Genomic DNA, 14,809 nt, shown 5'->3' on the forward strand with positions numbered 1-14,809 from the left:
TTATCCGGTTAGTTTGCTGCCTGCCATACCTTGAGGGCGTCCACCGTCTCCGCGACGTCGTGCACCCTGACTATTTTCGCGCCGTGGGCGACGGCCGCCAGCGCGCCGCCGACACTGCCGGCCATGCGCTGCTCCACCGGCTTGCCGGTGACCGCCCCGATCATGGACTTGCGCGACAGCCCCGCCAGCAGCGGCACGCCGAGCTCGTCCACCATGCGGCGGCCGGCCTTGATCAAAGCATAATTATGCTCGACAGTCTTGCCAAAGCCAAATCCCGGATCGATCCAGAGTCGACGCCGCTCAATGCCGGCCGCCGTCAGCGCGGCGATGCGCCCGCGCAGGAAGTCGGTGACCTCGCGCACCACGTCGCCGTATTCGGGCCGCTGTTGCATGGTGGCCGGTTCGCCGCGCATGTGCATGATACACAACGCGCAATCGCTGTCGCGCACCGCTGCGATGGCGCCGTCGGCGCGGAAGGCGTTGATGTCGTTGATCATGTCCACCCCCGCCAGCACGGCCTCGCGCATCACCTGCGGCTTGCAGGTGTCGACCGAGACGGCGCGGCCGCAGTCGCGCAGCGCGTACAGCACCGGCATCACGCGCCGCAGCTCGTCCTCCAGGGACACGGCCGGCGCGCCCGGGCGGCTGGACTCGCCGCCGATGTCGATGATGTCCACGCCCTGCTCGATCATCTGTTCGGCGTGGGCCAGCGCGAACTCCAGCGAATGATGCTGGCCGCCGTCGGAGAAGGAGTCGGGGGTGACGTTGAGAATGCCCATGACGAGGGCGCCGGCGGGATGCAGCGGCAGGTTGAAGCGGCCGAAGGGTATGGTCTGTTGCATGGTTATCCGGGACAAATGAAAAAAGGGTGAGGATCGCTCCTCACCCTTCGTGTACGGCTGGACGCTTACGCCGGCGCGGTCGCGTTGGGCGACACGCCCGGGCCGTCGCCGCCGCTAGGCTGCTTGCGCAAGGTCACGCCGGCCTTCGGCGGACGCGGCTCGTTGCCGGCCATGATGTCGTTGATCTGGTCCGCGTCGATGGTTTCCCATTCCAGCAGCGCCTTGGTCATCGCCTCGACCTTGTCGCGGTTGTCTTCCAGCAGCTTGCGGGCCGCGGCGTATTGCGTGTCCAGGATGTTGCGGATTTCCGCGTCGACCTTTTGCTGGGTCGCCTCCGAGATGGTCTTGTTGGTGCCGCCCAGGAAGCCCTCGTTCTGGGTGTCCTCGTAGACCATGACGCCCAGCGCGTCGGACATGCCGAAGCGGGTCACCATCGAGCGGGCCAGCTTGGTGGCGCGCGAGAAGTCGTTCGAGGCGCCGGTCGACATCTGGCCGACGAAGATCTCCTCGGCGATGCGGCCGCCGAACAGGATGGAGATCTCTTCCAGCATCTTGTCCTTGTAGCCGGAGATGTTGTCGTGCTCGGGCAGCTGCCAGGTCAGGCCCAGGGCCCAGCCGCGCGGCATGATGGTGACCTTGTGCACCGGATCGGCCTTCGGCAACAGCTTGGCGACGACGGCGTGGCCGGACTCGTGGTAGGCCGTGTTGCGGCGCTCTTCCTCGCGGATCACCATGGACTTGCGTTCCGGGCCCATGAAGATCTTGTCCTTGGCGTCCTCGAAGTCCTGCATGTCGACCAGGCGCTTGGAGCGGCGCGCGGCGAACAGCGCGGCCTCGTTGACCAGGTTGGCCAGGTCGGCGCCGGAGAAGCCGGGGGTGCCGCGGGCCAGGATGTCGGCCTTGACGTCGGTGCCGATCGGCACTTTGCGCATGTGCACGTTCAGGATCTGCTCGCGGCCGCGGATGTCCGGCAGGCCCACCGAAACCTGGCGGTCGAAGCGGCCCGGACGCAGCAGCGCCTTGTCCAGCACGTCGGCGCGGTTGGTGGCGGCGATCACGATCACGCCGGACGAGGCCTCGAAGCCGTCCATTTCCACCAGCAGCTGGTTCAGCGTCTGTTCGCGCTCGTCGTTGCCGCCGCCCATGCCGGCGCCGCGGTGGCGGCCGACGGCGTCGATCTCGTCGATGAAGATGATGCAGGGGGAATGCTTCTTGGCGTTCTCGAACATGTCGCGCACGCGGGACGCGCCCACGCCGACGAACATTTCGACGAAGTCCGAACCGGAGATCGAGAAGAACGGCACTTTCGCCTCGCCGGCGATGGCGCGCGCCAGCAGCGTCTTACCGGTGCCGGGGGGGCCGACCATCAGCACGCCGCGTGGAATGCGGCCGCCCAGTTTCTGGAACTTGGTGGGGTCCTTCAGGAAGTCGACGATCTCGGTCACTTCCTCTTTCGCCTCGTCGCAGCCGGCCACGTCGCCGAAGGTGACGGTGTTGTTGGTCTCGTCCAGCATGCGCGCCTTCGATTTGCCGAAGGAGAACGCGCCGCCCTTGCCGCCGCCCTGCATCTGCCGCATGAAGAAGATCCACACGCCGATCAGCAGCAGCATCGGGAACCACGACACGAACACCTGCTGCAGGAACGATGGCTCCTCCGGCGGCTTGACGTCGAAGCGCACGCCGTTGTCGCGCAGGTCGCCGATCAGACCGCGGTCGAGATAGGTGGAGGTGGTGCGGACCTTGGTGTCGTCGACGCGGGTGGCGGTGATGGTGCTGCCCTCGATCACGACTTCCTTGACGCGTTTGGCTTTTACTTCATCCAGCAGGTCGGAATAAGCGATGGCCTTGGAACCGGCCGCCATGCCATGATTCTCGAATTGCTTAAACAGCATGAATAATAGCAGGGCAACGACGACCCAAATGGCTGATTTAGAAAACATGTTATTCACGAAAACTCCTTCAATGCTGGGCGCATCTCTGACCGATAGCTAGAACAACGATTTTACTCGTAATAAGCCGCCCGTGCCATAAACCTGCCCCAAGGTGCACAAATCCGGCTCTGTGCCTGCCCGCGGGGGCGGAAATCGCGTGCGAAATCCGCCACTACCCGCCCGATGTGCGGCTAGGGTATCAAATATCAAGGGCGGATTGCGCCGGATTGGCCTTATTTTCAACCGGATTCTTCAATCCGCGCCCCAGCAGAAAGATTTCCGATGATTTATCGCGGCTGGCCTTGGGCTTTTTCTGCACCACGGTTTTGAATTCCCTGCGGAATTTCTCGACGATCTGGCTGAATCCCATGTCCTTGAAGCACTTCACCAGCAGCGCGCCGCCCGGCTTCATGTGCAGCTGGGCGAACTCGATGGCGATGTCGATCAGGTCCTCCATGCGGGCCGCGTCGGACAGCGCGATGCCGGACAGGTTGGGCGCCATGTCCGACAGCACCAGGTCGACCTGGCGGCCCTGCAGCACCCGGCCCAGCTCCTCGAGGATCTCCTGTTCGCGGAAATCGCCCTGGATGAACTGCACGTCGGCGATCGGCTCCATCGGCAGGATGTCGAGGCCGATCATGGTGCCGTTGATGCCGCCGCCGTCCTTGCCGGCCAGCTTGCGGCGCACGTATTGCGCCCAGCTGCCGGGGGTGCAGCCGAGGTCGACGATGACCTGGCCGGGCTTGACCAGCTTCTCGTCCTCGTCGATTTCCTTGAGCTTGTAGGCCGCACGGGCGCGGTAGCCGTCTTTCTGGGCCGCCTTCACGTAGGGATCATTTATATGGTCGTGCAACCAGTTTTTGTTTAATTTCTTCTTTGCCATTCGCGTAGAATACTGCCTTTAGAGAACCACCGAAAAATATTATGATAAAACTTACACCCGTTGAACGCGCCGCATTGCGCGCCGAGGCCCACGGCCTGAAACCTGTCGTCATGATAGGCGAATCGGGATTGACCCCTGCCGTCATGAAGGAAATCGAGCTGGGCCTCGACTCCCACGGCCTGATCAAGGTGCGCGTGTTCGGCGACGACCGCGAAGCCCGCGTCGCCATGTACGAATCCATCTGCGAAGAGCTGGAGGCGGCGCCCGTGCAACACATCGGCAAGCTGCTGGTCCTGTACCGCCCGAAAAAGGAAGTGGAAAAGGAACGCAGCTCGAAGGCCGGCAAGGGCATGCGCATGGTCACCATCGTCAAGCCGAGCGCGAGCGGCACCAAGAAGCCGTCCGTGAGCAAGGTCATGCTGAAGGGGAACGAACGCGTCACCGAGGGCGGCACCATCAAGCGCGCCAAGGTACGCCAGAAGAGCACCAAGAAGTCGTCGTTGGGTTAAAACCAGCCCCGAGGGGCTGGGGTCAGACCCATGGGGTCTGACCCCGGAATTTGCACTTGGTTTACTGTTTCAGGACCAGCCAGCCCGCCAGCAGGCTCTGAACCAGGTAGATCATACTCGAAACACCGTGCAGCATGCCGAAGCGGCTTTTCGCCGCAGATTCCATCACGCCGGCCGGCCCGGCCGCCGCGCGCAGTTCGGCCATCATCGGCTGCAGCCCGAAATGGCTGACCACCGTGCACATCACCATCACCACGATCAACGCCAGCATGCCGCGGCGGCGCTTGCCGTCCCAGCCTTGCGTGCCGCGCCACAGCAGCAACAGCATGGCCAGGCCGCAGCCCAGCGACAGCAGCGCCATCGAGTGGAACATGGCGCCGGCGATGGTGCCGGCCAGCACCCGGTCGCTCAAAGTGGCGAACAGCGTGGGCGCCACCAAGTAGCCCACGGCCCACAGGCTGCCCGCCCACAGGGCGGCCACCAGCAAACGGGCCTTGGGCAAAATGGGCGCCATCAGATGTAGCGCACTTCCAGGATCTCGTATTCGCGCGGGCCGGACGGCGCCTGCACTTCCACCACGTCGCCGGCCGACTTGCCGATCAGCGCGCGGGCGATCGGCGAGGTCACCGACACCTTGCTCAGTTTCAGGTCCGCCTCGTCGAGGCCGACGATCTGGTAGGTCACCTTCTGGCCCGAATCCAGGTCTTCCAGGTCCACGGTGGAGGCGAAGACCACGCGGCCTTCGGCGTCCAGCTGGGTGGGGTCGATGATCTGCGCGGCGCTCAGTTTGCCTTCCAGTTCCGCGATGCGGCCTTCCACGAACGCCTGGCGCTCCTTGGCAGCGTCGTATTCGGCGTTTTCGGACAGGTCACCGTGCGAACGCGCTTCGGCGATCGCGTCGATCACAATGCGGCGCTCCTTGGTCTTCAACTGATGCAGCTCTTCTTTCAGGAGCTCGGCGCCAAATTTGGTCAATGGAACTGAAGTCATGTTGGTCTCTCTAAGTTACGAAAAGCACAGAGCCCGCGCCATGCTTCGGCGCGGGCTCCGTGGTTATGTTTTTACTGCGTACGTCTAAAGGAGCTTAGTGTAAGGTTTTATGCAGCCCTTGTAAATCGTACACGCGCAACTCGTCCAGATGGCGGATGCCCTCGACAGCCGCTTCCGCGCCGGCGATGGTGGTGTAGGTCGTCACGCGGGCGGCCAGCGACGAGGTGCGGATCGCGCGCGAATCGGTGATGGCGCTGCGCTTCTCCTCCACCGTGTTGATGACCAGCGCGATCTCGTGGTTCTTGATCATGTCCACGATGTGCGGACGGCCCTCGACCATCTTGTTCACCGCGGTGACCGGGATGCCGGCCGCCGTGATGACGGCGGCGGTGCCCTTGGTGGCCACCAGCGTGAAGCCGGCGTCGACCAGGTCGCGCGCCACTTTCACGGCGCGCGGCTTGTCGGACGCCTTCACCGACAGGAACACCTTGCCCGACTTCGGCAGGTTGATGCCGGCGCCCAGTTGCGATTTCACGAAGGCCTCGCCGAAGGTCATGCCCACGCCCATCACTTCGCCCGTCGATTTCATCTCGGGGCCCAGGATGGTGTCCACGCCCGGGAATTTCACGAACGGGAACACGGCTTCCTTGACGCTGTAGTACGGCGGCACGACTTCCTTGGTGACGCCCTGCGATTCGAGCGACTGGCCGACCATGCAGCGCGCGGCGATCTTGGCCAGCTGCAGGCCGGTCGCCTTCGACACGTACGGCACGGTGCGCGAGGCGCGCGGGTTCACTTCCAGCACGAACACCACGTCTTTCAGTTCGCCGTCGATTTCCTGCTTCTGGATCGCGAACTGCACGTTCATCAGGCCGACCACGTTCAGGCCCTTGGCCATCAGCGAGGTCTGGCGTTTCAGTTCGGCGATGGTCTCGTCGGACAGCGAATACGGCGGCAGCGAGCAGGCGGAGTCGCCCGAGTGCACGCCGGCCTGTTCGATGTGTTCCATCACGCCGCCGATGAAGGTGGTCTCGCCGTCGGAGATGCAGTCCACGTCGCACTCGATGGCGTCGTTCAGGAAGCGGTCCAGCAGCACCGGCGAGTCGTTCGACACCTTGACCGCTTCGCGCATGTAGCGTTCCAGGTCGCGCTGCTCGTGCACGATTTCCATCGCGCGGCCGCCCAGCACGTAGGAGGGACGGACCACCAGCGGGTAGCCGATTTCCTGCGCCAGGGTCAAGGCCTCGGCCTCGGTGCGCGCGGTGCGGTTCGGCGGCTGGCGCAGGCCCAGGTCCTGCAGCAGCTTCTGGAAGCGCTCGCGGTCCTCGGCGGCGTCGATCATGTCGGGCGAGGTGCCGATGATCGGCACGCCGTTCGCTTCCAGGTCCAGCGCCAGTTTCAGCGGGGTCTGGCCGCCGTACTGCACGATCACGCCCACCGGTTTTTCCAGCGCCACGATTTCCAGCACGTCTTCCAGGGTCAGCGACTCGAAGTACAGGCGGTCGGAGGTGTCGTAGTCGGTCGACACGGTCTCGGGATTGCAGTTGACCATGATGGTCTCGTAGCCGTCCTCGCGCATCGCCAGCGCCGCGTGCACGCAGCAGTAGTCGAACTCGATGCCCTGGCCGATGCGGTTCGGGCCACCGCCCAGCACCATGATCTTCTTCTTGTCGGTCGGGTTGGACTCGCATTCCTCGTCGTAGGTCGAGTACATGTACGCGGTGTCGGTCGAGAACTCGGCGGCGCAGGTGTCCACGCGCTTGTACACCGGACGGATGTTCAGCGCGTGGCGCTGGTTGCGCACGGCGGTGTCGGTGGTCTGCAGCAGGAAGCCCAGGCGGCGGTCCGAGAAGCCCTTCTGTTTCAGCTTGTACAGGGTGTTCTTGTCCAGGTTGTCCAGCTTCTGCGTGTCCAGCCACAGCTCCAGGTCCACGATCTCCTTGATCTGGATCAGGAACCACGGATCGATGTGGGTCAGCGCGTGCACTTCCTCCAGGGTGAAGCCCTGGGCGAAGGCGTCGCCCACGTACCAGATGCGCTCGGGACCGGGCTCGCCCAGTTCCTCTTCGATCTTCTCGCGGTCCTTGGTCTTCTCGTTCATGCCGTCCACGCCCACTTCCAGGCCGCGCAGCGCCTTCTGGAAGGATTCCTGGAAGTTGCGGCCGATGGCCATCACTTCACCGACGGATTTCATCTGGGTGGTCAGGTGGTGGTCGGCGGTCGGGAACTTCTCGAACGTGAAGCGCGGCACCTTGGTGACCACGTAGTCGATCGAAGGCTCGAACGAGGCCGGGGTCGCGCCGCCGGTGATCTCGTTGCGCAGCTCGTCCAGCGTGAAGCCGACGGCCAGCTTGGCCGCCACTTTCGCGATCGGGAAGCCGGTCGCCTTCGAGGCCAGCGCGGACGAACGCGACACGCGCGGGTTCATCTCGATGACGATCATGCGGCCGTCTTTCGGGTTGATCGAGAACTGCACGTTGGAACCGCCGGTGTCCACGCCGATCTCGCGCAGCACGGCCAGCGAGGCGTTGCGCATGATCTGGTATTCCTTGTCCGTCAGCGTCTGCGCCGGGGCCACGGTGATCGAGTCGCCGGTGTGCACGCCCATCGGATCCAGGTTTTCGATCGAGCAGATGATGATGCAGTTGTCCGCCTTGTCGCGCACCACTTCCATCTCGTACTCTTTCCAGCCGATCAGCGATTCCTCGATCAGCAGTTCGGAGGTCGGCGAGGCTTCCAGGCCGCGCTTGCAGATGGCCTCGAACTCCTCCTCGTTGTAGGCGATGCCGCCGCCGGTGCCGCCCATCGTGAACGAGGGGCGGATGATGACGGGGAAGCCCAGCGTGCGCTGCACGGCCCAGGATTCCTCCATGGTGTGCGACACGCCCGATTTCGCCGAGCCCAGGCCGATCTTGGTCATCGCGTCCTTGAACTTGGAGCGGTCCTCGGCCTTGTCGATGGCTTCCGGCGTGGCGCCGATCAGCTCGACCTTGTACTTGTCCAGCACGCCGTGCCGGTGCAGGTCCAGCGCGCAGTTCAGCGCGGTCTGGCCGCCCATGGTCGGCAGGATCGCGTCCGGCTTTTCCTTGGCGATGATGCGTTCCACGACTTGCCAGGTGATCGGCTCGATGTAGGTGACGTCGGCCATTTCCGGGTCGGTCATGATGGTCGCCGGATTGCTGTTGACCAGAATGACCTTGTAACCCTCTTCGCGCAGGGCCTTGCAGGCCTGGGCGCCGGAATAGTCGAACTCGCAGGCCTGGCCGATGACGATGGGGCCGGCGCCGATGATCAGAATACTTTTAATGTCTAAACGTTTTGGCATCTTATTATTTCTCCACCGCTGCCATCATGGTGATGAAGCGGTCAAACAGGTAGGCGACGTCGGTGGGACCGGGCGACGCTTCCGGGTGGCCCTGGAAGCAGAACGCCGGGGTGTCGGTGCGGGCGAAGCCCTGCAGCGAACCGTCGAACAGCGAATTGTGGGTCACGCGGCAGTTGGCCGGCAGGGTCGCGGCGTCCACCGCGAAGCCGTGGTTCTGCGACGTGATCAGGACCTGCTTGCTGTCCAGGTCCTGCACCGGGTGGTTGGCGCCGTGGTGGCCGAACTTCATCTTCAGCGTCTTGGCGCCGGAGGCCAGCGCCATGATCTGGTGGCCCAGGCAGATGCCGAACACGGGGATGCCCCTGGCCATCAGCTCGCGGGTCGCCTTGATGGCGTAGTCGCACGGCTCCGGGTCGCCGGGGCCGTTGGACAGGAAGATGCCGTCCGGGTTCAGCGCCAGCGCCTCCTCGGCGGTCGCCTGGGCCGGCAGCACGGTCACCTTGCAGCCGCGCGCGGTCAGCATGCGCAGGATGTTGCGCTTGACGCCGTAGTCGAAGGCCACCACGTGGAATTTGGGATCGGCCAGCTTGCCGTAGCCCTCGCCGAGTTTCCACTCGGTTTCGGTCCATTCGTAGGCTTCCTTGGTGGAGACCACCTTGGCCAGGTCCATGCCGGACAGGCCGGGGAAGGAGCGCGCCAGTTCCAGCGCCTGCTCGACGGAGGGTTCCTTGCCCTGGGTGCCAGTGACGATGGCGCCGCTCTGCGCGCCCTTTTCGCGCAGCAGGCGCGTCAGCTTGCGGGTGTCGATGCCGGCGATGGCGACGATGTTCTCGGCCTTCAGGTAGTCGGACAGCGATTGGGTGGAACGGAAATTCGAGGCCAGCAGCGGCAGGTCGCGGATGATCAGGCCGGCGGCGTGGACCCTGGTCGATTCGACGTCTTCAGGATTGACGCCGTAATTGCCGATGTGCGGATACGTCAGGGTGACGATCTGGCGGCAATAGCTGGGGTCGGTCAGGATTTCCTGGTAGCCGGTCATGGAAGTGTTGAACACCACTTCGCCTGTCGTGTGACCGACCGCGCCGATGGAAAAACCTTTGAAAATGGTGCCGTCAGCAAGGGCCAGAATGGCTGGGACGGCGGGGCCAGAAAAAAATGGCGGCAAGGGCAACTCCTGATAAAGTTACCGTAGCGGCGCCACGTCAGACGACCAGCATGGAACCCGGGCGTTTTGCCGGGCGGGCGGGTCAGATGATGATGGAGTGTGAGGTAGGCGCTACGGTCGATGTGTAATTGGCTAAACCTTTGAATTATAACCCAAAGATCGCCGTCCGGCAATGGCGCCGCGGACCGGATGGGGCCGCCGATAGCCGCGGGCCGCGCCCCGACTCCGCGCATGATTACAAATACAATAAGATTAGCCAGAAATTAGCGTATGGTGGGGAGACCAGGCCCGTGTCCATCGTGGACGCGGGCCGCTCCCACCATGCAAGGCTTCCCATTGAGCAATCTTGAGCCCCCCGCGCCGTCGCCTCCGGCCCCTCCGCCGGCGACATCCGAACCGGCCGCGCTGCACACCGTCCACACCGCCGAACTCACGCGCTTGCGCGACACCATCGATGAACTGCTGCTGCTCGTGCACCAACAAAACGCGGAGAAGCAGCAACTGCTGCTGACCCTGGCCACGCAGGTGCCGCGCCTGCGCGAAGCCAACGAGCACCTGATACTGGCCACGTTCGGCGCGCAGGACATGCAGAACCGCGCCGAGACCGCCAACCGCAGGCAATCGGAGTTCATGGCCATGCTGGCGCACGAGCTGCGCAATCCGCTGCAGCCGGTGGCCGTGGCGAACGAGCTGATCGGCCGTCTCAGCGGAGCCCATCCGGACCTGCCGCGGCTGCACGCCGTGATCCAGCGCCAGACCAGCCACATGGCGCGCCTGGTGGACGACCTGCTCGACGTGGGCCGCATGCGGGCCGGCAAGCTGACCATCGCGCCGCAATCCGTCACACTGGCCGACATCCTGGACGCCGCACTGGAAACCACGCTGCCCCTGTTCGAGCGGCGCAGGCAGGCGATCCGCCTGGCCTTGCCGGACGTGCCGGTGCGGTTGACGGGCGACATGGTGCGGCTGACCCAGGTGTTCAGCAACCTGCTGATCAACGCCAGCAAATTCACGGGCGACGGCGGCGCCATCACCGTGACCGCCGAACTGCAAGGCGGCATGGTCGAGATCCATGTGGAGGACAACGGCGCCGGCATCCCCCTCGCGCTGCAGCCGCGCATCTTCGACCTGTTCACGCAGGGCGAGATTCCGCACGACCAGGTGCGGGCCGGACTGGGCATCGGCCTGGCGCTGGTGCGCGCGATCTGCGAGTTGCACGGCGGCTCAGCCGGCGTGCACAGCGCCGGGCCCGGCCTGGGCAGCCGGTTCACAGTCAGCCTGCCGGCGCACGCCAGCCATGCCCCCGAATGAGCGCCCGGGCCGGGGCCGCCCGGTGCTATACTCGCTCACCGTCGCCCCCCTTCCGCGGCCGGGCAGCAAAGAAGACTGACTCATGGCCACCAGCACCCCACAGCGGCACCAACTGATCGCCAAGGCCGTCCTGCGCCAGCCGGACGACGTGGCGGGCACCAGCGCGCTGCTGTGGCAGCGCCTGGCCAGCCGGCTCAGTCCCGTCATCGGCGAAGGCGGCTTCATGGCGCTGTATCTGCGCAGCCTGCACGTGGCCCGAAGCGAGCACGGCTGGCTGCCGCTGCACGACGCGCTGCCGTGCGGCGCGGCCTTCACCGAACTTGAACAGGCGCTGCGGCGATGCGATCCCGCCCAGGCCGCCCCCGCCAGCACGGCCCTGCTGTGCGGCTTTCTCGACACCCTCATCTTACTGATAGGCGAACTCTTAACAACCAGCATCCTGCGCGAAGCCTGGGGCGATGACGTTGAGAACCATGCTGGAACGGAGCTTCCCAAATGAACAAAGTAATCATACAAAGGCTGCCGACGGGCGTGCCGGGGCTGGACCAGCTGCTGGGCGGCGGCGTTCCCGAATACTCGTTCAACCTGTTGGCCGGCACGCCGGGCAGCGGCAAGACCACGCTGGCCCACCAGATCATGTTTTCGCTGGCCACGCCGGAGCGCCGCGCGCTGTTCTTCACGGTGCTGGGCGAGCCGCCGCTGAAGATGCTGCGCTACCAGCAGCAGTTCCCCTTCTTCGACATCGCCAAGGTCAACCAGTCGATCAAGTTCGTCAACCTGGCGGCCGACCTGCTGGACGGCGATTTCGAGCGAGTGCTGGCGCGCATCGCGGCCGAGGTCGCGGCCTTCCAGCCCAGCCTGGTGTTTGTCGATTCCTTCCGCTCGGTGGCGCAATCGTCGCGCGCGATGGACGATGGCACCGCCGGCCTGCAGCACTTCGTGCAGCAACTGGGCATGCAGATGACCGGCTGGCTGGCGACCACCTTCCTGATCGGCGAATACCTGGCGCCGGAGGCCGAGTCCAGCCCGATCTTCACCGTGGCCGACGGCATCCTGTGGCTGTCGCAGCAGGTGCAGCGCGACTCCATGGTGCGCAAGATCCAGGTGGTGAAAATGCGCGGCCAGGCGCAGACGCTGGGCGTGCACACCTTCCGCATCAACGAGCAAGGCGTGCAGATCTTCCCGCGCGCCATGCTGCGGCCGGACAGCGCGCACGACGCCGCGATCACGGGCAACGAGCGCGTCTCGATGGGCGTGCCCGAGCTGGACAGCATGCTGGGCGGCGGCCTGCCGGCGGCCTACTCGATGCTGCTGGTGGGGCCGTCCGGCTCCGGCAAGACGGTGCTGGCGACCCAGTTCCTGGCCGAGGGCGTGCGCAACGGCGAGCCGGGGGTCATCGCGGCGTTCGAGAAAAGCCCGAACCAGCTGCTGAGCCGGCAGCTCAACGACCTGGTGCGCAGCGGCCAGGTGGGCATGATCGACACGCGCACGCTGGACATGTCGATCGACGAGGTGTTGCACGACATGGTGGCCATGATCGTGCGCATGAAGGCCAAGCGGGTCGTGATCGACTCGCTGTCGGGCTTCGAGCTGGCGCTGGCGGCGATGTTCCGCGATGACTTCCGCGAGTCGCTGTACCGCCTGATCGCGGTGCTGACCGGCATGGGCGTGACGGTGCTGATGACGGCCGAGCTGGAGGACCGCTACACCGCGCTCAGCTTCAGCTCGTACGGCAACGCCTTCCTGGCCGACGCCATCGTGATGCAGCGCTATGTCGAAATCGAGAGCCGCCTGCAGCGCGTGATCGCCGTCGTCAAGGTGCGCGCCAGCGCGCACAGCAAGGACATCCGCTTCTTCGAAATCGATGGCGACGGCATCCGGATCGGCGCGCCGCTGGCGGGCTACGAGGGCATCCTGTCCGGCCAGCCCGCCCGCGTCGCGGGCCAGGGCCAGGCCGACGCCCAGTTCTAGCCTAGGCCGCCGGCAGCGCGGCGATGCCGGCCTTGGCGATCTGCGCGTCCTCGTTCGACTTCACACCCGACACGCCGACCGCGCCGATCACGTGGCCGTCGACGACGATGGGCACGCCGCCCTCGAGCGGGCCGTCCACGTTCGGCACGCCGATGAAGGACACGCGGCCGTTGTTGATCATTTCCTCATAGACCTTGGTTTCGCGGCGGCCCAGGGCCGAGGTGCGCGCCTTGGCCGGGGCGATGTGCGAGGACAGCGGCGCCGCGCCGTCCAGGCGCTGGAACCACAGCAGGTGGCCGCCGTCGTCGACGATGGCGATCGACACCGCCCACTTGTTGGCGACCGCTTCCGCCTCGGCGGCTACGGCGATTTTCTTCACGTCTTCGAGGGTCAGCACGGGTTTGGTCTGCATGATACTTCCTGGTTTTTATAGGGTGGAACGGTGGATGTCGGCCGGCGGGCGCGGCGGCCCGCCTACTGCTCGCGCAGGGCCTTCAGCTTTTGCTTGATCTGCGCCATCACCGCGTTGGTGGCGCGCTCGCCGGCCAGGATGGCCTTGCTGCGGTTACCGAAGTCGTTGCCGGCCATGCGACCCAGCGGGGGCTGGATCACGATGTCGGCGTCCTTCAGCTCGTACTGGTTGATGCGCTGCCCCATGATGCTGAAGGTCTGCATGATGACCTCCAGCGAGCTGACCGCCGCCTGGGCGTCGGTCTGGGTCGAGATGTTGACGGCGATGATGAAGTCGGCGCCCATTTCGCGCGCGAAGCGCACCGGCACCGGCGCCACCAGGCCGCCGTCGACGTAGGTCTTGCTGCCGATCACGACCGGCTGGAACACGCCGGGCACCGAGGAACTGGCGCGCACGGCCATGCCGGTGTTGCCGCGCTGGAACAGCACGGGCTGGCCGTTTTTCAGGTCGGAGGCGACGGCGCCGAAGGGGATCTTGAGTTTTTCGATGGGGCGGTTGCCGACCGCCTTGTTGACGTAGGCCTGCAGCGCCTCGCCCTTTAGCACGCCGGAGGACTTGCCGAACAGCGGCATGGCCCAGTCGGAAATGGCGGCCTCGTCCATGTCGTAGGCCATTTTCTGCAGCGCGGCGGCGGAGTTGCCGGCCGCGTAGAGGGCGCCGACCACGCTGCCTGCGCTGGTGCCGACCACCAGGTCGGGCACGATGCCCTGCGCCTCCAGCGCCTTGATGACGCCGATGTGGGCGAAGCCGCGGGCGGCGCCGCCGCCCAGCGCCAGGCCGATCCTGATCTTGCGCAGCGACGGCGCCTGCGGCGTGCCGGCCAGCGGATTGACCGGCGTGGCGGGCGCGGTCACGCTGGCCGCCGGATTGGCGGGCACGACCGGGGGCGGCACGGATGGCGGCGTGACGGGGGCGGTGGAGCATCCGCCCAGCGCGACGGCGGCCAGGGCGGACAGGAACAGGCGTTTCAGGGACATATGACAATCTGCGCGGTTGGAGCGGGCAGATTGTAACGCAAAAGTCGAGCCCGCCGGACGGCTCGCCGAAACCGCGCCGCGCTAGCCCGGATATTTCATGAGAAGAGGTCGGCGGCCACGCCATGAAGCGCGTTGTTATTGGTTCTCACGCCTAACAACAACCGAGGACCGCCGATGCCAAATTGTACCGTTGAACCAGTGGATTTGGGGAGGGTCGGACGCCGCGTGATTGAGGCGGCATTCGATGGCGGCGATATCGTCAGTGATGGTGGCGTGCTGCTGCTGCGGCAGGTCGACCAACGCATTGGCTTGACCAAGTCGATCGCGCGCGTGTTCGATGACCAGCGCCGTCGCGCCAGCGTTGCACACAGCATGCGGGACCTGCTTGCGCAGCGGATCTATGGGCTGTGTTGCGGCTGGGAGGATGTGTGCG

The 14,809-nt window shown here is 65.3% G+C and carries 14 protein-coding genes; 5 read left to right on the top strand and 9 right to left on the bottom strand.

Going from position 1 to position 14,809, the window contains the following annotated elements:
* Nucleotides 1-8: 8 nt before the first annotated feature.
* The 3 genes from folP to BM436_RS17255 all read right to left on the bottom strand — a co-directional run bounded on the left by folP (nucleotide 9) and on the right by BM436_RS17255 (nucleotide 3,656).
* Nucleotides 9-842, bottom strand: a complete 834-nt coding sequence (folP, locus tag BM436_RS17245) for a dihydropteroate synthase (protein WP_093556762.1) — start codon at nucleotides 840-842, stop codon at nucleotides 9-11.
* A 65-nt stretch (nucleotides 843-907) separates the two neighbouring features.
* Nucleotides 908-2,791 (bottom strand): ATP-dependent zinc metalloprotease FtsH, encoded by a 1,884-nt coding sequence (gene ftsH, locus BM436_RS17250; protein ID WP_093556763.1) that lies wholly within the window; start codon nucleotides 2,789-2,791, stop codon nucleotides 908-910.
* A 181-nt stretch (nucleotides 2,792-2,972) separates the two neighbouring features.
* The gene (locus BM436_RS17255; RefSeq protein WP_093556764.1) at nucleotides 2,973-3,656 is read right to left on the bottom strand and encodes an RlmE family RNA methyltransferase; all 684 of its coding nucleotides are present in this window, start codon (nucleotides 3,654-3,656) and stop codon (nucleotides 2,973-2,975) included.
* Nucleotides 3,657-3,697: 41 nt separating this feature from the next.
* On the opposite strand from BM436_RS17255, the gene yhbY reads away from it, so the two are divergent.
* A complete protein-coding gene (gene yhbY, locus BM436_RS17260; protein ID WP_093556765.1) occupies nucleotides 3,698-4,165 on the top strand; it encodes a ribosome assembly RNA-binding protein YhbY in 468 nt (155 codons plus the stop codon).
* Nucleotides 4,166-4,226: 61 nt separating this feature from the next.
* Here yhbY and BM436_RS17265 read toward each other — a convergent pair whose 3' ends face one another.
* From BM436_RS17265 to carA, 4 genes are all read right to left on the bottom strand, one after another.
* Nucleotides 4,227-4,679: a DUF4149 domain-containing protein gene (locus tag BM436_RS17265; protein WP_093556766.1), complete on the bottom strand. Its 453-nt coding sequence runs from the start codon at nucleotides 4,677-4,679 to the stop codon at nucleotides 4,227-4,229.
* The gene (greA, locus tag BM436_RS17270) at nucleotides 4,679-5,155 is read right to left on the bottom strand and encodes a transcription elongation factor GreA (RefSeq protein ID WP_093556767.1); all 477 of its coding nucleotides are present in this window, start codon (nucleotides 5,153-5,155) and stop codon (nucleotides 4,679-4,681) included. Before greA ends, BM436_RS17265 begins: the two co-directional genes overlap by 1 nt.
* Nucleotides 5,156-5,249: 94 nt before the next feature.
* Complete coding sequence (gene carB, locus BM436_RS17275; protein ID WP_093556768.1) at nucleotides 5,250-8,480, bottom strand: carbamoyl-phosphate synthase large subunit; 3,231 nt, start codon at nucleotides 8,478-8,480, stop codon at nucleotides 5,250-5,252.
* 4 nt (nucleotides 8,481-8,484) lie between these two features.
* Nucleotides 8,485-9,645: a glutamine-hydrolyzing carbamoyl-phosphate synthase small subunit gene (gene carA / locus BM436_RS17280; protein WP_093556769.1), complete on the bottom strand. Its 1,161-nt coding sequence runs from the start codon at nucleotides 9,643-9,645 to the stop codon at nucleotides 8,485-8,487.
* A gap of 336 nt (nucleotides 9,646-9,981) precedes the next feature.
* Here carA and BM436_RS17285 point away from each other — a divergent pair, with 336 nt between their 5' ends.
* The 3 genes from BM436_RS17285 (at nucleotide 9,982) to BM436_RS17295 (ending at nucleotide 12,927) form a co-directional block, all read left to right on the top strand.
* A complete protein-coding gene (locus BM436_RS17285) occupies nucleotides 9,982-10,956 on the top strand; it encodes a sensor histidine kinase (protein WP_177307283.1) in 975 nt (324 codons plus the stop codon).
* Nucleotides 10,957-11,038: 82 nt separating this feature from the next.
* Entirely contained in the window at nucleotides 11,039-11,455 is a 417-nt protein-coding gene (locus tag BM436_RS17290) for a hypothetical protein (protein WP_093556771.1), read from the top strand.
* On the top strand, nucleotides 11,452-12,927 hold the full coding sequence (locus BM436_RS17295) for an ATPase domain-containing protein (RefSeq protein ID WP_093556772.1): 1,476 nt from the start codon (nucleotides 11,452-11,454) through the stop codon (nucleotides 12,925-12,927). Before BM436_RS17290 ends, BM436_RS17295 begins: the two co-directional genes overlap by 4 nt.
* 1 nt (nucleotide 12,928) lies before the next feature.
* Here BM436_RS17295 and BM436_RS17300 read toward each other — a convergent pair whose 3' ends face one another.
* A complete protein-coding gene (locus BM436_RS17300; RefSeq protein ID WP_093556773.1) occupies nucleotides 12,929-13,339 on the bottom strand; it encodes a GlcG/HbpS family heme-binding protein in 411 nt (136 codons plus the stop codon).
* Between the two features lie 62 nt (nucleotides 13,340-13,401).
* Nucleotides 13,402-14,376, bottom strand: a complete 975-nt coding sequence (locus tag BM436_RS17305; protein WP_093556774.1) for a patatin-like phospholipase family protein — start codon at nucleotides 14,374-14,376, stop codon at nucleotides 13,402-13,404.
* A 174-nt stretch (nucleotides 14,377-14,550) separates the two neighbouring features.
* On the opposite strand from BM436_RS17305, the gene BM436_RS17310 reads away from it, so the two are divergent.
* Nucleotides 14,551-14,809 (top strand): transposase (locus BM436_RS17310; RefSeq protein ID WP_177307285.1); only part of this gene is annotated, 259 nt, incomplete at its 3' end.

Source organism: Pseudoduganella namucuonensis, assembly GCF_900116645.1.
GTDB classification, from domain to species: domain Bacteria; phylum Pseudomonadota; class Gammaproteobacteria; order Burkholderiales; family Burkholderiaceae_D; genus Rugamonas; species Rugamonas namucuonensis.

Coding starts and splice junctions, on each gene's coding strand:
- folP (WP_093556762.1), bottom strand. CDS start 842: ATGCAACAGACCATACCCTTCGGCCGCTTCAACCTGCCGCTGCATCCC.
- BM436_RS17255 (WP_093556764.1), bottom strand. CDS start 3,656: ATGGCAAAGAAGAAATTAAACAAAAACTGGTTGCACGACCATATAAAT.
- yhbY (WP_093556765.1), top strand. CDS start 3,698: ATGATAAAACTTACACCCGTTGAACGCGCCGCATTGCGCGCCGAGGCC.
- BM436_RS17265 (WP_093556766.1), bottom strand. CDS start 4,679: ATGGCGCCCATTTTGCCCAAGGCCCGTTTGCTGGTGGCCGCCCTGTGG.
- greA (WP_093556767.1), bottom strand. CDS start 5,155: ATGACTTCAGTTCCATTGACCAAATTTGGCGCCGAGCTCCTGAAAGAA.
- carB (WP_093556768.1), bottom strand. CDS start 8,480: ATGCCAAAACGTTTAGACATTAAAAGTATTCTGATCATCGGCGCCGGC.
- BM436_RS17290 (WP_093556771.1), top strand. CDS start 11,039: ATGGCCACCAGCACCCCACAGCGGCACCAACTGATCGCCAAGGCCGTC.
- BM436_RS17295 (WP_093556772.1), top strand. CDS start 11,452: ATGAACAAAGTAATCATACAAAGGCTGCCGACGGGCGTGCCGGGGCTG.
- BM436_RS17300 (WP_093556773.1), bottom strand. CDS start 13,339: ATGCAGACCAAACCCGTGCTGACCCTCGAAGACGTGAAGAAAATCGCC.
- BM436_RS17305 (WP_093556774.1), bottom strand. CDS start 14,376: ATGTCCCTGAAACGCCTGTTCCTGTCCGCCCTGGCCGCCGTCGCGCTG.